Source organism: Altererythrobacter sp. GH1-8, assembly GCF_043702085.1.
Lineage (GTDB): Bacteria > Pseudomonadota > Alphaproteobacteria > Sphingomonadales > Sphingomonadaceae > Erythrobacter.
The window spans coordinates 1,897,113-1,915,732 of sequence record NZ_CP171690.1 but is presented as its reverse complement, the minus strand read 5'-3'; the positions used below and the strand labels follow the sequence as shown (position 1 = coordinate 1,915,732).

At 60.0% G+C, this 18,620-nt stretch carries 22 protein-coding genes; 9 read left to right on the top strand and 13 right to left on the bottom strand.

Annotation, left to right across the window (positions count from 1 at the left end; translation table 11 throughout):
- Position 1 precedes the first annotated feature (1 nt).
- From ACG9DO_RS09355 to ACG9DO_RS09345, 3 genes are read right to left on the bottom strand one after another with little or no spacing between them, the layout of a single operon-like run.
- A complete protein-coding gene (locus ACG9DO_RS09355; protein WP_394727239.1) occupies positions 2-703 on the bottom strand; it encodes a DsbA family oxidoreductase in 702 nt (233 codons plus the stop codon).
- On the bottom strand, positions 700-1,602 hold the full coding sequence (gene nudC, locus ACG9DO_RS09350; protein WP_394727237.1) for an NAD(+) diphosphatase: 903 nt from the start codon (positions 1,600-1,602) through the stop codon (positions 700-702). The genes ACG9DO_RS09355 and nudC overlap by 4 nt, the downstream gene beginning before the upstream one ends.
- The gene (locus ACG9DO_RS09345) at positions 1,586-2,905 is read right to left on the bottom strand and encodes a serine hydrolase domain-containing protein (protein ID WP_394727235.1); all 1,320 of its coding nucleotides are present in this window, start codon (positions 2,903-2,905) and stop codon (positions 1,586-1,588) included. Before ACG9DO_RS09345 ends, nudC begins: the two co-directional genes overlap by 17 nt.
- Before the next feature lie 135 nt (positions 2,906-3,040).
- Between ACG9DO_RS09345 and ACG9DO_RS09340 the strand changes: the two genes are divergently transcribed.
- Positions 3,041-3,262 carry a hypothetical protein gene (locus ACG9DO_RS09340; protein ID WP_394727233.1) on the top strand — a complete coding sequence of 74 codons (222 nt, stop codon included), beginning with the start codon at positions 3,041-3,043 and terminating at the stop codon, positions 3,260-3,262.
- Here ACG9DO_RS09340 and ACG9DO_RS09335 read toward each other — a convergent pair.
- Positions 3,259-4,308 (bottom strand): A/G-specific adenine glycosylase, encoded by a 1,050-nt coding sequence (locus ACG9DO_RS09335; protein WP_394727231.1) that lies wholly within the window; start codon positions 4,306-4,308, stop codon positions 3,259-3,261. The genes ACG9DO_RS09340 and ACG9DO_RS09335 overlap by 4 nt on opposite strands.
- A gap of 14 nt (positions 4,309-4,322) precedes the next feature.
- Here ACG9DO_RS09335 and ACG9DO_RS09330 point away from each other — a divergent pair, with 14 nt between their 5' ends.
- The 4 genes from ACG9DO_RS09330 (at position 4,323) to ACG9DO_RS09315 (ending at position 9,914) form a co-directional block, all read left to right on the top strand.
- Entirely contained in the window at positions 4,323-4,892 is a 570-nt protein-coding gene (locus tag ACG9DO_RS09330) for a DUF721 domain-containing protein (RefSeq protein WP_394727229.1), read from the top strand.
- A 6-nt stretch (positions 4,893-4,898) separates the two neighbouring features.
- Positions 4,899-5,603 carry a DsbA family protein gene (locus tag ACG9DO_RS09325; protein WP_394727227.1) on the top strand — a complete coding sequence of 235 codons (705 nt, stop codon included), beginning with the start codon at positions 4,899-4,901 and terminating at the stop codon, positions 5,601-5,603.
- A 116-nt stretch (positions 5,604-5,719) separates the two neighbouring features.
- On the top strand, positions 5,720-6,466 hold the full coding sequence (locus ACG9DO_RS09320; RefSeq protein ID WP_394727226.1) for a thioredoxin domain-containing protein: 747 nt from the start codon (positions 5,720-5,722) through the stop codon (positions 6,464-6,466).
- A 31-nt stretch (positions 6,467-6,497) separates the two neighbouring features.
- A complete protein-coding gene (locus ACG9DO_RS09315) occupies positions 6,498-9,914 on the top strand; it encodes a chromosome segregation SMC family protein (RefSeq protein WP_394727225.1) in 3,417 nt (1,138 codons plus the stop codon).
- A 623-nt stretch (positions 9,915-10,537) separates the two neighbouring features.
- On the opposite strand, the gene ACG9DO_RS09310 is transcribed toward ACG9DO_RS09315, so the two are convergent.
- The 5 genes from ACG9DO_RS09310 to rpmF all read right to left on the bottom strand — a co-directional run bounded on the left by ACG9DO_RS09310 (position 10,538) and on the right by rpmF (position 13,617).
- Positions 10,538-10,936, bottom strand: a complete 399-nt coding sequence (locus tag ACG9DO_RS09310) for a MerR family transcriptional regulator (protein WP_394727224.1) — start codon at positions 10,934-10,936, stop codon at positions 10,538-10,540.
- Position 10,937: 1 nt separating this feature from the next.
- Positions 10,938-11,237, bottom strand: coding sequence for an integration host factor subunit alpha (locus ACG9DO_RS09305; RefSeq protein ID WP_394727222.1), 300 nt, complete (start codon positions 11,235-11,237; stop codon positions 10,938-10,940).
- A 128-nt stretch (positions 11,238-11,365) separates the two neighbouring features.
- Positions 11,366-12,340 (bottom strand): beta-ketoacyl-ACP synthase III, encoded by a 975-nt coding sequence (locus tag ACG9DO_RS09300; protein WP_394727220.1) that lies wholly within the window; start codon positions 12,338-12,340, stop codon positions 11,366-11,368.
- Positions 12,337-13,404: a phosphate acyltransferase PlsX gene (gene plsX, locus ACG9DO_RS09295; RefSeq protein ID WP_394727218.1), complete on the bottom strand. Its 1,068-nt coding sequence runs from the start codon at positions 13,402-13,404 to the stop codon at positions 12,337-12,339. The genes ACG9DO_RS09300 and plsX overlap by 4 nt, the downstream gene beginning before the upstream one ends.
- Before the next feature lie 33 nt (positions 13,405-13,437).
- Complete coding sequence (gene rpmF, locus ACG9DO_RS09290) at positions 13,438-13,617, bottom strand: 50S ribosomal protein L32 (RefSeq protein ID WP_160753059.1); 180 nt, start codon at positions 13,615-13,617, stop codon at positions 13,438-13,440.
- 197 nt (positions 13,618-13,814) lie between these two features.
- On the opposite strand from rpmF, the gene ACG9DO_RS09285 reads away from it, so the two are divergent.
- The gene (locus ACG9DO_RS09285; RefSeq protein WP_394727216.1) at positions 13,815-14,213 is read left to right on the top strand and encodes an MAPEG family protein; all 399 of its coding nucleotides are present in this window, start codon (positions 13,815-13,817) and stop codon (positions 14,211-14,213) included.
- 22 nt (positions 14,214-14,235) lie between these two features.
- On the opposite strand, the gene ACG9DO_RS09280 is transcribed toward ACG9DO_RS09285, so the two are convergent.
- Entirely contained in the window at positions 14,236-14,805 is a 570-nt protein-coding gene (locus ACG9DO_RS09280) for a hypothetical protein (protein WP_394727214.1), read from the bottom strand.
- A 178-nt stretch (positions 14,806-14,983) separates the two neighbouring features.
- On the opposite strand from ACG9DO_RS09280, the gene ACG9DO_RS09275 reads away from it, so the two are divergent.
- Positions 14,984-15,469 (top strand): metalloregulator ArsR/SmtB family transcription factor, encoded by a 486-nt coding sequence (locus tag ACG9DO_RS09275; RefSeq protein ID WP_394727212.1) that lies wholly within the window; start codon positions 14,984-14,986, stop codon positions 15,467-15,469.
- Position 15,470: 1 nt separating this feature from the next.
- On the opposite strand, the gene ACG9DO_RS09270 is transcribed toward ACG9DO_RS09275, so the two are convergent.
- The gene (locus ACG9DO_RS09270) at positions 15,471-16,112 is read right to left on the bottom strand and encodes an MBL fold metallo-hydrolase (RefSeq protein ID WP_394731246.1); all 642 of its coding nucleotides are present in this window, start codon (positions 16,110-16,112) and stop codon (positions 15,471-15,473) included.
- A gap of 105 nt (positions 16,113-16,217) precedes the next feature.
- Between ACG9DO_RS09270 and ACG9DO_RS09265 the strand changes: the two genes are divergently transcribed.
- Positions 16,218-16,679: a GNAT family N-acetyltransferase gene (locus ACG9DO_RS09265; protein ID WP_394727210.1), complete on the top strand. Its 462-nt coding sequence runs from the start codon at positions 16,218-16,220 to the stop codon at positions 16,677-16,679.
- 106 nt (positions 16,680-16,785) lie between these two features.
- On the top strand, positions 16,786-17,337 hold the full coding sequence (locus ACG9DO_RS09260; protein ID WP_394727208.1) for a hypothetical protein: 552 nt from the start codon (positions 16,786-16,788) through the stop codon (positions 17,335-17,337).
- A 163-nt stretch (positions 17,338-17,500) separates the two neighbouring features.
- Here ACG9DO_RS09260 and ACG9DO_RS09255 read toward each other — a convergent pair whose 3' ends face one another.
- Together ACG9DO_RS09255 and ACG9DO_RS09250 are read right to left on the bottom strand one after the other, a co-directional pair.
- Positions 17,501-17,743, bottom strand: coding sequence for a hypothetical protein (locus ACG9DO_RS09255; RefSeq protein ID WP_394727206.1), 243 nt, complete (start codon positions 17,741-17,743; stop codon positions 17,501-17,503).
- Positions 17,744-17,821: 78 nt separating this feature from the next.
- The gene (locus ACG9DO_RS09250) at positions 17,822-18,493 is read right to left on the bottom strand and encodes a helix-turn-helix transcriptional regulator (protein ID WP_394727203.1); all 672 of its coding nucleotides are present in this window, start codon (positions 18,491-18,493) and stop codon (positions 17,822-17,824) included.
- Positions 18,494-18,620: the final 127 nt, after the last annotated feature.

Sequence of the window (18,620 nt, the reverse complement as noted above, 5' to 3'; positions counted from 1 at the left end):
ATTACCCCGCAGCTGCGACCTTCTCCGCAACCCGGCGCAGCGCGTTGACATAGACCTCTGGCGCCTGCGCGCCGGGGATCAGGAACTTGCCAGAGACGACCATCGCCGGGACACCGGTGATGTTCATGTCATAAGCCTGCCGCTCCTCCGCGATGACGCGCGCGAGCAGCGTCTCGTCATCGAGCGCAGCCCTGGCCGCCTCCCGGTGCAAGCCCACCGATGCAGCGATATCGAGCAGCACCTCGCGGTCCGAGACATTGCGGCGCTCGTTGAAATGCGCCTTGAACAGCGCGAGCTTCAGCGCGGTCTGGACCTCAGACCCTGCCTCTTCCAGCGCCCATGCCAGCAGCATATGTGCCGCGCGCGTGTTCCAGATCATTGCCGGGCGGGCTTCACCCTCCCCTTCGCGTTCATAGGCAAGCGAGACACCCGCCTCGCTTGCGATCGTCTGTATCCGTTGGCGAATGGCAGCGCGTTCTTCATCGCTTCGCCGGTATTTCTGCCCGAGATGCTCATCGAGATCTTCACCTGCTGCGGGCATGTTGGGATTGAGCTCAAACGGACGCCAGCGCACTTGCGCCTCCACTTCGCCGTCGAGTTCCTCAAGCGCCTTCGACAGCTGGCCATATCCGATCAGGCACCAAGGGCACATGACATCGGAGAAGATGTCGATCGTAAGCTGTGTGGGTGCAGTCTCGCTCATTGATCGATCCACCATTGCATCAAGGTATGCGCAATAGCATGGCGCGGCGGCGTGCGGAACGGCCCATCGCCCGCAAGCGAGGCCGCAACGTCATCGCGGGTGAACCATTCGATCTCTGCCATTTCGGTATAATCGATGGTGAGCCCGTCATCATCGGTGTGGCTGTGGCAGCCGATCATCAGCTGGCTCGGGAATGGCCATGGCTGGCTGGCGATATAGGACACATCGCGCGCCCGTACGCCTGATTCCTCGAACACTTCGCGCGCCACCGCTTCCTCGATGGTCTCGCCGGGCTCGACAAAGCCTGCGAGCGCGGAAAAGCTCTTCTCCGGCCAGCCCTTGCCGCGCCCCAACATCAGCTTGCCGTTATATTCGACCAGCATGATAGTAACCGGGTCGGTGCGCGGGAAATGTTGCGCACCGCAATTCCTGCACGCTCGTTGCCAGCCGCCCTTAGCGATAGTCGTTGACGCGCCGCATTGCGCGCAGAAACGGTGCCTTGCATGCCAGTCAACGATGCTGCGCGCGCCGCCGTATAGCGCGAGATCGCCCGGCTCCAGCGTCGCCATCAGCGACCACAATTGCGGGTTCGCCATGCGCGGGCTTGCATCGCCGCGTTCCGGCACAGCGGCAAAGCACGCCTTCTCCCCGCCCTCGCTCCGATCAATGCCGAGGAACACCAGTTCCGCATCCTCTGGTGCATCTGCCAGCGTGCCCCAGGCAAGACGGCCATGATCGTCCATCGCTGGCATCAGCCCGTCGAGCGCGAGCAGCCGCGCCTTCCAGTTCATCAGCGCAGCCAGCGCTTCCGGATCGGCGCGGGTGTTGTCCGCCCGGTCGAGCGGCGAACCGGAAAAAGCGAGCGGAGCTTTGCTAGCGGCCTCAGCCAATGATGACATCCCGGCCCGCTTCGCCCAGATCTTCAAGCATGGCCGCGATGAACCGATCGCGCACTGGCAATGCATCAGCCGGCATATACTGCGTGAACAGACCCATGCGCAGTTCGTTCTTGTAATCGACCGCGGCAAGCGTTCCTGCCGCCCCGCCCCAGCCAAAGGTGTTGGATGTGACGCGGCCCGCTGCGCCCATGCCCTGGCCTGAAACCCAGCTGCCTTCAGTCGAAACCGTCTTCGGCAAGAGGTTGCTTGTGCCAACCCGCACAGCGAGTTCGCCCATCACGCGCTTGCCTTCGAGCTTGCCATAGCCGAGCAGCATGCGCAGGAAACGGTCGTAATCGCGCGGCGACGAAACAAGACCCGACCCGCCCCACAGGATCGGCGGTCTATCGAGGAAAATCGACATGCCTGCCGGATCGAACGGGATCGTCGCGCCCATCACTATGCCAAGATTGTCGGTCAGGCGGGTCTTTTCGCTTTCAGGAACCTGGAACCAGGTGCTGGTCATCCCGCACGGGCCGAACAGGCGCTCCTGCAGGAAAGTGTCAAAGCTCTGGCCGGAGGCGACCTCGATGATGCGGCCGAGCAGGTCCATTCCGGCAGAATAGCTCCATTTCGTGGCGGGCTGAGCAATCAGCGGCATGGTCGCCAGCCGATCTGCCCAGGCGGCGAGGCCCGGAGCGGATTTGACATTTGGAATGCCGGGAATCGGGAAGCGGCTGAGCTGACCGGAGGTGATGCCATTGGCCTGATAGGCCTTCAGCAGCGGGCCCTTGGCGGTAATGTCATATCCAAGCCCTGCAGTATGCGTCAGGACATGCCGGATCGTGATCGGCTGATTGGCCGGCACGGTGTTGTCGAGCGAACCTTCCGGATCGACCAGCACGCGCATTTCCGCAAATGCAGGCAGGATTTCCGCGACTGGCTGATCAAGCCCGATCTTGCCTTCGTCGATCAGCATCATCGTCGCCATGCCGGTAATCGGCTTGGTCATCGAATAAATCCGATAGAGCGAATCCATATTGGCTGTGACGCTCGAGCCGAGGCCCAGCTCCCCGCGCGCAATTGCGTAAGGGTCGTGCGACGCTTCGCCCAGCGCCACGAGCATGTTGGCGACCTTGCCGCTGCCCACATACTCGTTGATCATCGCACGGATCGCCGACCAGTCATTCGATTGCGGGACATTGGCAAGCGCGACCTGCCCCAACGGCAGTCCAGACAGTGTTGCACCAGCAGCCAGCAACGCACTGCCGCGCAGCAGCGAACGGCGAGACAGCGCTGCGTCATCGAAATTGCGAAATGCCATGTAAGTCCTCTCTTGAAACTTTGATGCGTCAATGCGCGAAGGCAAGCGCGCGGTCAATTGTGTGGGATACGAGCAAATAATGATTTGAGATGAATGGGACTTGTCAGCAACAGGTGTTATACCTATATAACACACATGCTCAATCTTATTTCGATTCTGATCGGTATCGTGGCGCTGGTAATCGTTATCCCAGCGCAAATCCCCTTGCTTGGCTGGGCCAACTGGATCGCCCTGCCCTTGATCGTCATCGGCATTGTCGTGGGTCAACTCTCGTCCAGCAATGGAGGCCGCAATTTCTGCCTGATCGTGGGCCTGATCGCAGTCGTGCGGCTCAGCCTGGGCGGCGGGATCCTCTAGTCCTGGGCTAAAGCCAGCCGCGCAGCTTTCGCGAACAGCGTCGGGAGGCCGGCGTCGTCGAGTTGCTCCACCGGCCACCATTCGCCTTCGCCTGACGGCAGGAGTTCGCCTGCGTAGCGGGCCACGCTTAGCGTCAGCGACGCATGGGTGAAGGCGTGGCTCACCGCGCCAAGAAGCTCCCATTCTCCGTCTATCGGTGGCTCACCTGAGCCATCTTCGCGCGCGCTCCAGCCATCATCGGGCAAAGCGCGCATCCCGCCGAGCATCCCTGTGCCTTGCCGTGTGACGAGCCACACTTCCCGTGCGCTCTCCTCGCCGCGCTCGATCCAATAGGCTGTGCCAACCCGCTCCGGCTTGACTTTCTTGGGCGGTTTGACCGGCAGGTCTTCCGCGTTTCCCTTCGCCTTTGCCGCGCATTGCTCCGCGAGCGGACACAGCAGGCATTTCGGCGCACGCGTTGTGCAAATCTGGCTTCCCAGATCCATCATCGCCTGCGCAAAATCGCCTGCGCGGCTCTCTGGCGTAATTGCGTCGGCTCTCTCCCGAATGGCTTTTCGCGCGCCGGGCAAAGGCTCTTCGATCGCAAACAACCGCGCAACCACCCGCTCGACATTGGCATCGACGACCACCGCGCGTTCGCCAAACGCGATCGCCGCGATCGCAGCCGCGGTGTAAGCGCCCAGCCCCGGCAGCTTGCGCAATTCGGCCTCTGTGCGCGGGAAACCGCCCATCGCAGCTACTTCACGCGCCGCTTTCGCCAGATTGCGCGCCCGCGAATAATAGCCAAGGCCCGCCCATGCGCTCATGATCTCAGCCTCGTCCGCCGCCGCCAGCGCTTTGACGTTCGGCCATGTCTCAACAAACTTCGCGAAATACGGCTTCACTGCGGCCACCGTGGTCTGTTGCAGCATCACTTCGGAAAGCCATACGCGGTAAGGCCAGCTCGGATCATCCGGCAAAGGCGCAGCAGGCGGCAATCGCCACGGCAGATCGCGCGCGTGCTGGTCATACCAGTGGAGCAGGAGTTCAGAGACAGTGGCGGCCACGCGCCGCCTATGGCATGAGCATTGCCGCAATGGAACGTGACAAGCCCGGCAAATCCACGAAAGGCCAGAAAGGCGCGCGAATTTGGCAGCGCCCGCGCGGCGGTTCGCCCAAGCCCATTGGCGAGCTGATGCCGCAGATCGGCCGCACGGCCTTTCGGCGGTTCGGTTTTGTGCAATCCAATGTCGTCACGCGCTGGCCGGAGATCGTTGGTCCAACCCATGCTCGGGTTTGTATGCCGGAGGCAATCCGCTTCCCTCCGGGCGAGAAGTCGGAAGGCATCCTCCAGTTGGTCGTCACGCCTGCCCACGCCCCTCTGATCCAGCAAGTGATCCCTGAAATCATCGAGCGCGTGAACCGCTTTTTCGGTTATAACGCCGTCGCACGGGTCAAGCTGCGGCAAGGTGAGGTTAAGCCGCCATCTGCAGAGGAAAAACCCAAGGCCCCGCCTTCGCTCAAGCCGATCCCGATGGAATTGGGAGACAGCTTGCGCGATATCGGCGATCCGGAGCTGCGCACGGTGCTGGAATCGCTCGCTCGCAGCCTCGGCGATGACGAGAAGAAGAAGAAGAAGAAGAAGGACTAATTCCAAGTGAAATCATTCAAGCTGGCATTGGCGACCGCTGCGGTGGCGCTCGCACCGGTTGCACTGGCGCAAAGCGGCAACTGGAACCTGACCGTCAAGGAAGACGAAGTCAGCCACCGGATCGGCAACCCTGATGCGCAGGTAACGCTTACCGAATATGTCAGCTACACCTGCTCACATTGCGCAACCTTTGCCCGCGAAGGCGATCCCGTGCTCGAGCTGGCCTATATCGGATCCGGCAAGGTAGCGGTCGAATACCGCCAGCTCCTCCGCAATCCGATCGACCTCACGATCTCCATGATGACTCATTGCGGCGATCCCTTGAAGTTCAAGCAAAACCATGCGGCGTTCATGCTGAGCCAGGAAAAGTGGCTCGGCACAGCGCAAGGCGCGAGCCAGGCACAGATTGCTCGCTGGACGCAGCCGGGCGCCGCCAGCCGCCGCAACATCGCCAATGATTTCGGTTTCTACGAAATCATGAAACAGCGCGGCTATCGGATTACCGACCTCGACAAATGCCTGAACAATGAAGCTCAGGCAAAAGCATTGGCGGATGCCACACAGTCCTATGCGCGGGACGTAGGTGTGCGCGGGACGCCCAGCTTTGCGATCAACGGAAGGCTCGTTGAAGGCGCGCATAGCTGGCCCACACTCAACCCAAAGCTCGATGAAGCGCTTTTCCCTGAGAATTCGTCCCAAAACGGAAAATAGGCGTCCCATCTGCACAAACCCTTGTGGAAAGCCTGCGTGCTTGGGTATCGCTCCGCTTCACCGATTGGGCCCCTTAGGCTACCCCTGTCTATTCATATTCGAGGATTGCATCTGTCATGACACTCGCTCGTACTCTAAAAATCGCGTTCTCTGGCGCGGCTGCTCTGGCTCTGGTCGCTTGCGGCTCCGAGACGGAACAGGCCGCTGATCTGGCTGGCGAGCCGATTGCGGCGATCCCTGCGCCTGAAGGCATGGAATGGCGCGATGTGGTCCAGGTCACGGACTATGACGGTTACCTTGTGGGCAATCCCGATGCACCGATCAAGCTGATCGAGTACGCGTCGCTGACCTGCGGGGCATGCGCCAACTTCTCTGTAACCGGCGCGCAGCCGCTCAAGGAGAAATACGTGAACTCCGGCGTAGTCAGCTTTGAACTGCGCAACCAGATCCACAACGGCATCGACCTTGTGATGGCGCGGATGGTGCGCTGCGGCTCGCCTGAAGCGTTCCACCCGCTCGCTGATCAGGTCTGGGCCAATCTCGGCACTGTCCTCCAGCAGGCTCAAGCCAATCCGCAAGCGCTGGAAAGCGCGATGCAATTGCCCGAAGATCAGCGTTTCGTGCGGGTTGCGGAGGTCACCGGCTTGCTCGATTTCTTCGCTGCACGCGGGCTCAGTGCAGACCAGGCCCGCACCTGCCTTGCTGACGCACAGAGCGTTCAGGCAATTGCAGAGCGTTCCAATCAGCAGTCCGAGGAACTCGGTGTCACCGGCACGCCGACTTTCTTCATCAATGGTCGCAAGGTCGACGAGAACGGCTGGGCGGCGCTCGAAGCCCTGTTGCAAAAGGCGGGCGCTCGCTAAGAGCCGCGCCTAAACGGGAGGACGCGCAAGGATGGAGATCAGGAAGCTCAAGCTCAGCGGCTTCAAGAGCTTCGTTGAACCAGCCGAATTGCGCGTTGAACCCGGCCTGACCGGCGTTGTTGGCCCGAACGGGTGCGGTAAATCCAACCTGCTCGAAGCGATCCGCTGGGTCATGGGCGAAAACTCGCCCAAGTCGATGCGTTCCGGCGGGATGGAAGATGTGATCTTCGCAGGGACCGAGACGCGGCCTCCGCGCGATTTCGCGGAAGTCGTGCTGCAGGCGGCCGATAGCGACGGCGAAGAACTCGAGGTCATGCGCCGGATCGAGCGCGGTGCGGGCAGCGCTTACCGCGTCAACGGGCGCGACGTGCGGGCGAAGGACATCGCGCTGACTTTTGCGGATGCCGCGACAGGCGCGCACTCCCCTGCGCTCGTCAGTCAGGGCAAGATCGCGCAGGTGATCGCCGCGAAGCCAGCCGAACGCCGCATGATGCTGGAAGAAGCGGCTGGCATCGCGGGCCTGCATGTGAGGCGCAAGGACGCGGAAAGCAAGCTGCGCTCGACCGAGAAGAACCTTGAGCGGCTCGAAGACCTGATGGCGGGCCTGGATTCGCAAATGGCGTCGCTCCGGCGGCAAGCCAAGCAGGCCGAGCGCTACGCCAAGCTGACCGACGAGATTCGCCACGCGGAGGCGCGGCTGCTTTACGCACGTTGGCGCGATGCAGCGGCAGCGGCTGATGCGGCGCGGGCAGAAGCGAAAGCGGCGGATGAGCGGGTTGCGAGCGCGCAAGCGGCTGTAGCGGAAGCGCAGAAGGCGCAGCGCGAAGCAGCGGAAAAGCTCTCGGAAGTACGCGAAGAGCAAGCCGACCGGCGCGACGATGCCAGCGCGCATGGTCACCGCATGGCAGCGCTGACGGAAAAGCTGGAAGCAGCCGAGCAGCGCCTCAATGACTTGCAGCGCCAGCAGACGCGGCTTGAAGAAGACCGGACCGATGCGGACCGCCTGACCAGGGATGCAGCGGAAGCACTTGCCCGGCTCGATCGCGAGCTGGCGGCGAGCATCGCTGCGCTGGAGAAGGACGAAGCGGCTCGCCCTGCCCTCGTCGCGAAATCCGAAGATACCGAGCGTGCCAGCCGTACCGCAGAACTCGCTTTTGCCAAGGCGACCGCCGATCAGGCGGGCGTAGAAGCGGAATGGCGCGTGGTCGAAGCGGAGATCAGCCAGGCCAAGGCGAGGCTTGACCGGCTCGCTTCCGAAAGCGAACGCCAGCAAGCCCAGCGCGCGCAGATTCCCAGCGCAGACGAAGCAGAGCAAGCTGTTCGCTGCGCGCAGCAAGCGGTGAGTAGCGCGCAATCGTCTCTCGAGGCACTTCGCGCTGAACTCGAAGCGCAGCAGGCTCGCAAGTCTGAGCTGCAAGCTGCCCGCGATAGTGCCGCTTCGCAGCTAGCGACCGCGAAGGCGGAGCTCGCCGGGATTGAGCGCGAATATCAGGCTTTGGCCCGGGACCGCGACAACCGTCTGCGCCAACGCGAGCAGCGCAAGGGCCGCGCGATTGCGCTCGACGGGGTCAAGGCCAAGCCCGGTTATGAACGCGCTGTCGCAGCGGTGCTGGGATGTGATGCGAAGTCGCCCGTAGGGCCTGTGGACGGAGATGGCAGATTCTGGACTGGCGGTGCTGCGCCTGCTCCGGTTGCGGACAGCCTGCTCGCACAATTGACGCAGTGTCCGGACGAATTGCGGGCCCGCCTCAGCCAGGTGCATGTCGCGAACAGCGACGATGGCCGCACGCTCGAGCCGGGGGAATGGCTGGTCACGACCGACGGCCGCCTGCGCCGGTGGGATGGCTTTGTCGCTCATGGCGAAGGCGCTGCCGAAGCAGCCCGGCTTGAAGCGGAGAACCGCTTGGCTCAGCTTGAGCAGCAATTGCCCGCCTTGCGCAGCGCGGTGGAGAGCGCAACCAGCCGGCAGGACTCGATCCAGCAAGAATATCAGCAGCTCACCAGCGGCCTGATCGCGCAGGAACGGGCCATTGCGGAAGCCAGCGATGGCGAACGGCAGGCCCTGCGTGCACTCGATCAGGCAGAAGCGGCGCGCGAGCGCCATGCGGCGCGGCTCACGGAACTCGATGCAGCGGCGGCTGACCTTGCGGAGCAGCGCGCGCAGGCTGAGGCCGAACACAAGGCCGCTCAGGCCAAGCTCGCAGAATTGCCTGCACCCGATGCTGGCCGGGCAAGCGTCGATGCCGCTCAGGCCCGCCACGAAGCAGCGCGATCTGCGCTTCAGGCTGCTGCTGCAGAGCTTGCTGCGCATGACCAGGCGCTTGCGGTTGGGCGTGAGCGCGTGGCCGCGCAGCGAGCGGACAAGTCCAACTGGGAAGCACGTTCAGGCGATGCCACCCGGCGCATGGCGGAAACCGCGCGGCGGCTTGAAGAGATCGAGGAAGAGCGCAGCGTTGTCGCTGCCAGGCCCGAAGGCCTGATGAAGGAAATCGAGCAGGGCGACGTGATGCGCGCCAGGCTCACCGCAGAACTAGCCGCCGCTGACGAAGCCGTGCGCGCGGCCAGCGAGGTGTCGCAGGCTGCTGAGCGCGCGCTCGCCGATGCGACTGAACGTCTGGCGAGCGCGCGCGAAGGCCGCGCCGACCTGGCAGCACGCGCTGAAAACTCAGAGGCACGTCGCGGCGAGATGGCGCGTATCTCCGGCGAGCGCTTCCAGTGCCCCCCGCCCATGCTGGCCGAACGCTTCGGATTCACCATCGAAGACGTGCGCGATCACGGCGCAGAATCGGAGGAGCTTGAACGGCTGACAGCCAGCCGCGAGCGGATTGGCCCGGTCAACCTCGTCGCCGCAGAAGAACTCAAGAAGATCGAGGAAGAGCACGGCGCCAACGCGACCGAGCAGGCCGAACTGGCTGAAGCGGTCAACCGCCTGCGCGGCTCGATCGGCAATTTGAACCGCGAAGGGCGTGAGCGCCTGCGCGCCGCGTTTGAAGAAGTCGACGGGCATTTCCGCGCCCTCTTCACGCGCCTATTCGAAGGCGGTCAGGCGCATCTCGCCCTGATCGACAGCGATGATCCGCTTGAGGCTGGCCTTGAGATCTACGCTCAGCCTCCGGGCAAGCGCCTGCAATCGCTCAGCCTGCTGTCAGGCGGAGAGCAGGCGCTGACCGCGACCGCGCTGATCTTTGCGCTGTTCCTCACCAATCCCGCGCCGATCTGCGTTCTCGACGAGGTGGATGCGCCGCTGGATGATGCCAATATCGAACGCTTTTGCGACCTGCTCGATTCGATGGTGAGTGAAACCAACACGCGCTATCTGATCGTGACGCACAACGCCGTCACGATGAGCCGGATGCACCGCCTGTTCGGGGTAACGATGGCGGAAAGGGGCGTCTCGCGCCTCGTCAGCGTGGACCTTGGCGAAGCGGAGCTAATGGCGGCAGAATAATGTTCCGTCCGAATGTGGGGTGGAGAGCGGACTTTTGGTTCTGAACAAATTCACCTACCATCTTCCGTGATGATTTTCAGAATAGCTCTCCTTGCTGCCATTTGCCTGCTTACCTCTTGCGCATCACAGCGCCCCTACCGCGAGTTTGGCGTATGCCTCGCGACTGTAGATGATCTCGCTCAATTGCGTTCAATAGTGAGGGAAGTGGCATCTTACCACCAGCTTGAAGTCGATGATTACTCCAGGTCAACGGTAGAAAGTTTGGAGGCCCTAGATAGCCCTTTGGCATCCGAGCACCTTTTGACGATCTTTGTTGAAGACACGAGGTGGCTATCCAAATCAGGCCCAATTATGGTCAACAATGTGGGGAGTGCTGCTCCGCAATTCGTACGTGTTGCGTTGTTCAGAAACGGGGCAGTCTTTGGCGCCGATCAGATGACTGATACTGTTGCTGAAGAGTTGGAACTTTCGCTTGCGGAACGCTGGAAGGTAATCGACCGTGCTGGCACGGACGGGTCATATAGAGAGTGCGGGGTGTAGGGACGACCTAACGTCCGCAAGTGGGTCGTTAGCGGTCGTTCACGAGGTAGCTGGTCAAGCGGACGGTGCGCGCTCCCTCGCCCTTACCCCTTCAGCGTTTTCGCCAGTTTGTCGCGGATCGATTTCAGTTTGGGCAAGAGGTCTGCCTCTGCATCAGAGCTCTTGGCACCGGACGTAAAGAATACCCCGGTTTCTTCAGCGTTGCTCTCAGCCTTCTCCGCGCGTCCTTCACGGATCGCGGCCTTCGCGCCTTTCAGCGTGTAGCCTTCGCCATTAACCAGCCGGTTGATAGTTTCAAGCAAGGACACATCGCCAGCGCGATAATAGCGCCTACCCCCGCTGCGCTTCAAAGGCTTGAGCATCGGAAAATGCTGCTCCCAATAGCGCAGTACATGGGGCTTGATCCCAAGCGCATCGCTCACTTCGCCGATCGTTCTCAGCGCGCCTTCCTCTTTTCCGTCACGGAAGGTGCTCTCTGGCATGTTATCCCGCCTTTGCGATGCGATCTTTGAGCAGCTGGCTCGCGCGGAACGTCATCACCCGGCGCGGCGTGATAGGAACTTCAACACCTGTCTTGGGATTGCGACCGACGCGCTCTCGCTTGTCACGAAGAATGAAGCTGCCGAAACCTGAAATCTTGACGTTCTCGCCGCTTTCCAGGGCATCTGCCATCTTGTTCAGCACAGCTTCTACCAATTCAAGCGATTCCGCGCGCGACAGCCCCATCTTGCGATTGATGGTCTCTGCAAGATCTGCGCGTGTTAGCGTACCCACCGAACGCATAGGACGCTCCTTCCCTATCAAACGTAGCCAAATCGTCTACTTAGGAGATCAAGTTACTAAAAAGACCGATAGACATCAATGTCGAAGACATACAAGCGGTGGATCAATCTTAACCATGACTGAAGGGGTCAGAGCCGGACCAGGCTAGCCCCCCATGTAAATCCGCCACCCATGGCTTCAAACATGACTAACTGCCCTGACTGAATGCGCCCGTCGCGGCGAGCGGCATCGAATGCAAGCGGGACCGAAGCCGCCGAAGTATTGGCATGCCGATCGACGGTGACGACGATCTTATCCTCTGAAATCCCGAGTTTCTTTGCCGTAGCATCGAGAATGCGCCTGTTCGCCTGATGCGGGACCACCCAGTCAATGTCCGCAACGCTGACCCCCGCATCGGCAATCACTTCGCCCAGCACCTCTGCCAAATTGACGACCGCATGACGAAACACTTCGCGACCCTTCATGCGCAAATGGCCGACTGTCTGGGTCGTGGATGGACCGCCATCGACATACAGCAGATCGTGCTGGGCACCATCCGCGTGAAGCCGACTGGCAATGATGCCTGCGCGAGTCGCATCGGCATCCTGCGCTTCGAGAACCACAGCCCCGGCACCGTCCCCGAACAGAACGCAGGTGGTGCGGTCTTCCCAGTCAAGTATCCGACTGAACGTCTCTGCGCCAATAACCAGGGCGCGCTTTGCCATGCCCGTCCGCAACATCGCGTCAGCGGTCGTCAGCGCATAGAGGAAACCTGAACAAACCGCTGCGACATCGAAAGCAATGCAACCATTGCAGCCGAGGGCATGCTGAACTTTTGTTGCGGTCGCGGGGAATGTGTTGTCCGGCGTTGCGGTGGCAAGCACGATCAGGTCAATGGATGCGGGCTCGAAGCCCGCATCTTCCAACGCGGCCCGGGCCGCGTCAGTCGCAAGGCTTGCCGTGGTTTCGCTTTCGCTCGCGATATAGCGCTGGCGGATGCCTGTGCGCTCGACGATCCATTCATCCGAAGTATCGACACGCTCTGCCAGTTGAGCGTTGGTTACGCACTGTGCGGGAAGCGCAGAGCCGCTCCCTCGGATCACAGAGCGCAGCGCCCCGCTCACGCAGAATTCCCGTTTCCGCCATTGCTCGGCGTTTCCCGCAGGCGATCCTCTCCCAGCTCAGCGAGATCCTGAGCGATCCGGCCCGTGATTTCATTTTCAAGCAGGCTTGCTGCTACATCAACCGCATTGGCGACCCCGGCAGCATTCGCGCTGCCGTGGCTTTTCACTACGACGCCATTGAGGCCGAGGAAAACCGCACCGTTGTGATTGTTGGGGTCAAGATGATGCTTCAGGAGCTCGGTCGCAGGGCGCGAGACCAGAAATCCGATCTTTGACCGCAGCGAACTCGTGAAGGCATTGCGCAGCAGATCCGTAACGAAGCGCGCGGCGCCTTCAATCGCCTTCAGAGCGATATTGCCCGAAAAGCCGTCCGTCACGACCACGTCCACTTCGCCGCGATTGATCTTGTCGCTTTCGACAAAGCCATCGAACTGCAACGCCAGGCCGGTTGCGGCCTGCAGCGTGGCTGCGGCATCGCGCAGGCTTTCCGTGCCCTTGATCTCTTCGGTACCGATATTGAGCAGCCTCACCCGCGGCCGCTCAATTCCGGTCACGATCCGCGAATAAGCCGCGCCCATGATCGCGAACTGCACCAGGTTGCGCGCGTCAGCATCTGTGTTGGCTCCGAGATCGAGCATGACAACATCGTGCTCCTCCAGAGTCGGCATGACAGCGGCCAAAGCAGGGCGATCAATGCCGGGCATGGTGCGCAAGGCAAGTTTGCTCATTGCCATCAGCGCGCCGGTATTGCCAGCCGACACAGCAGCGCCCGCATCACCTTGTTTTACTGCGTTGACCGCAAGGCCCATGCTGGTTGTCTTCGCACGGCGCAGCGCGCGGCTCGGCAGCTCATCGCCTGCAACCACATCGTCGCAATGGAGGATTTCCGAAGCTCCGCGCATGTTGGGATGATTGTCGAGCGCGGCCTTGATCCGAGCTTCGTCACCCACCAGCAGGAACTTGAACTTGTCATGGCGACGGCGCGCTTCTGCTGCGCCCTCGACCATTACCCGCACGCCTTCATCACCGCCCATCGCATCAACGGCGATACGCGGCAGGCTCATGCGTTCTTCTCCGAAATTGTGACGCGGGGAGCCTTACAGGCCGACCGCGACGACTTCACGACCGTTATAATAGCCGCAATGCGGGCACAGATTGTGCGGGCGCTTCAGCTCGCCACAATTGTTGCACTCGTGAAAGGCTTCCACTTTCAACGAATCATGTGCGCGGCGGTTACCACGGCGATGGGGCGATACTTTTCTCTTGGGGACAGCCATGGTGGCACCTAATCCTCAAATAAATCTGCGATGTGTGAACCGCTCTAAGGCAAGGACCGTGTTCGCACAAGTTTTGCAAGTGCGCCAAAGGACCCGGCTGTGGCGGGAAAGCGGGCGCTATAGCGGAAAATTGCAAGGTTGCAACCCACTGCGCGCAGCCCTAGCAAAAGGTTCGATAACGGAGGGGAATCGCAAATATGCTCACATTGTTACCTGTCACGCTGACCGCTGCTGCGGCGGCGGCCATTTTGAACCTGTGGCTGAGCATCAAGATCGGCCGGGTCCGGGCTGCTGAAAAGATCTCGATCGGTGACGAGGACAACGAGAGCCTCATCCGCCGGATGCGCGCGCAGGCGAACTTCGTGGAGAATACGCCCTTCGTGTTGATCCTGATCGCCGCGATCGAGATTTCCGGCCGCGGCCAGCCATGGCTCGCCTGGGTGGCTGGCCTCTACATGCTGGGCCGCGTTGGACACGGGTTCGGAATGGACGGCGGCAGCCTGCAGGTTGGCCGGATGATCGGCACACTGATCACGATGCTTACCCTTCTCGGGCTCGCGGTGGTCGCGGTGCTGATCAGCGTCGGGCTGATGTAGGAAGGTGGCTCAACACAATTTGTCACTCAAGTGACTCAGGCTTAAGCTGCTGTTGCAGAATTCCGCTTGAGTTCACGCCGACTGCGAATTCGCGTGTCAGGGGCCTCCAATTTACGTCATCGTTAGACTGGTAGACTGCGAGTGACATCAAACCGTTCTCGATACCGATGCGGTTGATATCGATGACTGTGCCATCGGAATTGCACATTGAAAGCTGGAACCAGGGAAAATCGTAACTTGGCCGAACGTCCGATCTGAAGCTCAAGCCGTGATCATCTGCGAAGTCTTTTGCGATGGCCTCCAATTCTCGCCAATCCTGCATTGCCACTTCAAATTCTAGGCTTTCTCTGGCCGAAATGGATGTTTCTCCTTGGAGGATCACATTGTGGCAAGTGGAGTCGACATAGCGATCCGGTACTATCCAATTCCAAGCTACTCCTGCTCCAAACAATAAGGTCATAATTGCTGCGCCAATCCTTTGATGAAAAAGCGCTAAGCTTAAGAGCAACCACATCAAGGCTGCGCCGGCCATACCTGCCAAACCAAACGATCCAACAATTGAGATGTATTCAAAGGGGGCAACGAAGGCCATGTGAAGGCCAAAAATAGCCGGCAATATGGCACCAACGACAAAGCCTGCCCAAACCGCTTCACTAAATCGCTGTCTTTCTCTCAATAGAACAAATGCAACGGAGCCAAGGACTAGGCTAGTCGCAAGCGTGACGGCAAAAACGTAGGGATAGAGATACTCGAACTCGCCGACAGAATTGATGGCTATTGCAATCGGTGCAGCCGAGGCTGCAGCGGCGAACAACCCGGTCTTGCCGCTCGGTATTGGCTTTGAGTCAGACTTATCCGAACACATCAGATGCTCCAAAAACCATTTAACTTATCACTTAATTATATATGCGCTCTGGAAAGTATTTAAGCAACCCCTTATATGCCCCCTTATGCAGAAAGTATTCGAAGCCCTTTCCTCTACCGTTCGGCGCAAGATCCTGGCCTATCTGTCGGAAACTGACCTGACCGCGGGCGAGATCGCCGATCGCTTCGAAATATCAAAGCCGGCTGTATCACAACACCTTGGTATCTTGGAAAACGCAGGGCTGGTCGAGAGTGAAAAGCGCGGACAATACGTGCACTATCGGTTGGTTCGCGAGAACCTTGCGAACACACTCAACAGCTATGTTCAAGAAGTTTGCCCTGTCGCCCGACCTTTGAAGCGCGAAAGCAAAGCGCTTGGCAAGACCGAATGAGTTAACCCAACACCCTATCGCTCACGAAGGCATTGGTCTGGCGTTCCTGTCCGAAAGTGCTGGTGGGCCCGTGGCCGGGAATGAAGGTCACATCATTGCCGAGCGGCCAGAGCTTCTGCGTGATCGCGTCGATCAGATCCTGATGATTGCCCATCGGGAAGTCCGTGCGGCCAATGCTCCCCTGGAACAGCACATCACCGACAATCGCGAAGCGCGACGGCTCGTGGAAAAACACGACATGGCCCGGCGTGTGTCCGGGGCAATGAATCACATCGAGCTCCAGCTCGCCGACCGTGACCTTGTCACCATCGACAAGCCAGCGGTCCGGCTCGAACACCTTGCCGTTGATACCGTAACGCGCGCCGTCCTCGTCCAGCCGCGAAATCCAGAAACGGTCGGCTTCATGCGGCCCTTCGATCGGTACGCCCAACTCCTCCGCGAGGATACCCGCCTGCCCGCAATGGTCGATATGGCCGTGGGTGATGAGGATTTTTTCGAGCTCCACTCCGGTCTTTTCCAAACCGAGCTTCAACCGGTCGAGGTCACCGCCCGGATCGGTCAGCGCGCCCTTGTTCGTCTTGGTGCACCAGATCAGCGAGCAGTTCTGCTGCAAAGGCGTCACCGGAATAATCGCGGCTTTCATGGGAGGGGTATTGGGAGAGGCTTCAGTCATAGCTGGCATGTGGCGGCAAGCGTGTCCGATTACAACAGGCGAGATACTTACGGTGGTTGCTGCTAACGCTCGGCCATGAACACACTGTCCTATCGTGATGCGGCCGCTAGCGACCTGCCTTTCATAGTCGGCTTGATTGAAAGCGATCCGATCGCAGCAAAGCGTGATCCTGCCCGATCCAGCGATGCGGAGGATCAGAACGAAGCATTCGAGGCGATTAGACGCGATCCAAACCACCGGCTGCTTGTCGTGGAGCTGGATGGCGAAGCGGTCGGCAGCTTCCAGCTAAGCTTCATCCCCGGTATTTCGCGGCAAGGCGCATGGCGCGGTCAGATTGAATCTGTCCGAATTGATCCGGGCCATCAAGGCAAAGGCCTTGGTTCAGCAATGATGCAATGGGCGATTGAGGAATGCCGCAAGCGCGGTTGCGGACTTGTCCAGCTGACCAGCGACACATCGCGCGAAGATGCGCATCGCTTTTATGAGCGGTTAGGCTTCAAACCGACGCACACGGGGTTCAAGCTGAAGCTGCGGTGAGTGCCGATCTTGCAATGTCCGTTAACGACCCAATTGCGGATGTTGGCCAATCGGACCTATCTCGCTACAAGAGGAAATGCTGCGAAAACGTATAAGCCGAACGAGGGTGCTTCTGCTGTTAATTCTCTTCGCAATCTTGATTATCTACGCGGCACGGATGGCTGCGACGCAGTTATGGGTAACGGGAAATCTCGACGCATCAGACCCTAAAGATTTCGCTTTAGAGGTTTACGGCGAACCCGGCGGCATTGTGTTTGAAGAAGGTTCAAATCCATCCCTTCCATTGTTTGAACCTGAAACTGGCCAGTGGAACCTAGGAGGAGATCGTATTGATGATTTTGCTCCGCTGGTTCAGGGCCTTGAAGTCGGGCCCCATGGGAGCAACCCCTTTGTGATCGTTGACCTACCAGAGAGCGCGACAGTAGGTGTCTACCGAAAGGCAATCGCCTCGCTTGCTAGCCATGGTATCTGCCGAGTAGGAATATTCTCTCCTGCTCCAGCAGAAAACTTGCTGCCAACTTACGGAAATCCCGACTGGCCCCCCAAGGGGTTTATCGCAGTTTTTCGAGTACTGAGCGTGAAGTTCGATACCGGCACTAGCCATGAATGCATCGACCGGTTCCCGGCTTGGGCACCATTGCCGATGTATCGGGAATGACAGCTTCCCACCCCAATTCCCGTCATCCCAGCCAAAGCTGGGATCTGTGGCAGCAAGAGGAAGTCCATGAGACTTGAGATCCCAGCCCTTCGACTTGCTCAAGAGAGTCCTTTCGCTGGGATGACGAATGGAAGGCGGGAATAACTAGTTCCTCGCAAAGCCCTCACCACCGTTTCAGCTTGCGAAACCGGCCTTTCTTGTCGCGGCGATATTCAAGTCGCGGCGGGACAGCGTTCGCCCATAACCAGAACCGCCTGAGGCGCGAGCGCAATCCACCAGGTTTGTGCTTCTCGTTTGCGGCATGCTCCTCCTCAGCCCCCGCCAGCGCCCAAGTCATCATGACGCCAATGACGATGGCCGCCGCGACCAGCAGGAACAGGACAGAGATTATGATTAGCGTCAGCATGAGAGGATCTTACAGAACTTTGCGTCGGTTATATAACAGATAAGCCGCGCAAAATTGGCCAAAGACGACATGTTCCGATCAGACACGTCCGCCTTTCCACACCACCCGGCCAATGATCTCCAACTCGTCCGCCGCGACATCGACCGGCGGATAGGCGAGGTTCTGGCTGAGCAAGGCAAAGCGCCCTCCCCCTGCGCTTGCGACGCGCTTGACCATCAGGCTATCGCCCAGCCAGACGACATGCACCCCGTCGCGGAACGGCTTGGGCGACCGGTCGACGAGAATCTCATCACCATCGTGCAACAGGGGCTCCATACTGTCCCCTTCTACCGTGATCGATGACAATAGCGCTGCTTCGAGCCCCTGCTCGCGCAGCCAGCGCCGCGAAAAGCGGAACGCATCGAAGGACCGCTCCTCACCCGGCGTAGCGCCCGGCCCGGCAGACGCTCCCACATCGAGCCGCGCAATATCGACCCATCCGGACGGATCGCGCCGTACACTCGGTATAGTTGCGTAGGATTTTTCCTTAAAATCCTGTAATGGTGCACCCAGCTCCGCCTCGGGCACACCGAAGAATTCCGCCAGCTTGCGGCGGTCCTCCTCTTCCAGCTTGCGCGGGCTTCCTTTCGTAATGAATTGCTGGAGATAGCTCGTATTTCGCCCGATCATCGCGGATAGCGACGCGAGGCTCGCCCCGCTTTCCTGCGCCAGTTGGCGAAGTCTCGCGCGCCCCTCTGTCAGCTCAGCCATGATTCCCTTCCTCAACTTTATGATGAATTTTCCTATAACATAGGATTTTTCCTAGACAAGTAGGAATTGAGTTGGAACAAATGTGGAACACCAGATGATTCGAACGCGATTCGCATCCGGATCACGG

Bases quoted from the DNA above. Each gene is read 5' to 3' on its own strand.
- ACG9DO_RS09355 (WP_394727239.1), bottom strand. From the start codon at position 703: ATGAGCGAGACTGCACCCACACAGCTTACGATCGACATCTTCTCCGAT.
- nudC (WP_394727237.1), bottom strand. From the start codon at position 1,602: ATGTCATCATTGGCTGAGGCCGCTAGCAAAGCTCCGCTCGCTTTTTCC.
- ACG9DO_RS09345 (WP_394727235.1), bottom strand. From the start codon at position 2,905: ATGGCATTTCGCAATTTCGATGACGCAGCGCTGTCTCGCCGTTCGCTG.
- ACG9DO_RS09340 (WP_394727233.1), top strand. From the start codon at position 3,041: ATGCTCAATCTTATTTCGATTCTGATCGGTATCGTGGCGCTGGTAATC.
- ACG9DO_RS09330 (WP_394727229.1), top strand. From the start codon at position 4,323: ATGAGCATTGCCGCAATGGAACGTGACAAGCCCGGCAAATCCACGAAA.
- ACG9DO_RS09320 (WP_394727226.1), top strand. From the start codon at position 5,720: ATGACACTCGCTCGTACTCTAAAAATCGCGTTCTCTGGCGCGGCTGCT.
- ACG9DO_RS09315 (WP_394727225.1), top strand. From the start codon at position 6,498: ATGGAGATCAGGAAGCTCAAGCTCAGCGGCTTCAAGAGCTTCGTTGAA.
- ACG9DO_RS09310 (WP_394727224.1), bottom strand. From the start codon at position 10,936: ATGCCAGAGAGCACCTTCCGTGACGGAAAAGAGGAAGGCGCGCTGAGA.
- ACG9DO_RS09305 (WP_394727222.1), bottom strand. From the start codon at position 11,237: ATGCGTTCGGTGGGTACGCTAACACGCGCAGATCTTGCAGAGACCATC.
- plsX (WP_394727218.1), bottom strand. From the start codon at position 13,404: ATGAGCCTGCCGCGTATCGCCGTTGATGCGATGGGCGGTGATGAAGGC.
- rpmF (WP_160753059.1), bottom strand. From the start codon at position 13,617: ATGGCTGTCCCCAAGAGAAAAGTATCGCCCCATCGCCGTGGTAACCGC.
- ACG9DO_RS09285 (WP_394727216.1), top strand. From the start codon at position 13,815: ATGCTCACATTGTTACCTGTCACGCTGACCGCTGCTGCGGCGGCGGCC.
- ACG9DO_RS09280 (WP_394727214.1), bottom strand. From the start codon at position 14,805: ATGGCCTTCGTTGCCCCCTTTGAATACATCTCAATTGTTGGATCGTTT.
- ACG9DO_RS09275 (WP_394727212.1), top strand. From the start codon at position 14,984: ATGGCTATTGCAATCGGTGCAGCCGAGGCTGCAGCGGCGAACAACCCG.
- ACG9DO_RS09270 (WP_394731246.1), bottom strand. From the start codon at position 16,112: ATGAAAGCCGCGATTATTCCGGTGACGCCTTTGCAGCAGAACTGCTCG.
- ACG9DO_RS09265 (WP_394727210.1), top strand. From the start codon at position 16,218: ATGAACACACTGTCCTATCGTGATGCGGCCGCTAGCGACCTGCCTTTC.
- ACG9DO_RS09255 (WP_394727206.1), bottom strand. From the start codon at position 17,743: ATGCTGACGCTAATCATAATCTCTGTCCTGTTCCTGCTGGTCGCGGCG.
- ACG9DO_RS09250 (WP_394727203.1), bottom strand. From the start codon at position 18,493: ATGGCTGAGCTGACAGAGGGGCGCGCGAGACTTCGCCAACTGGCGCAG.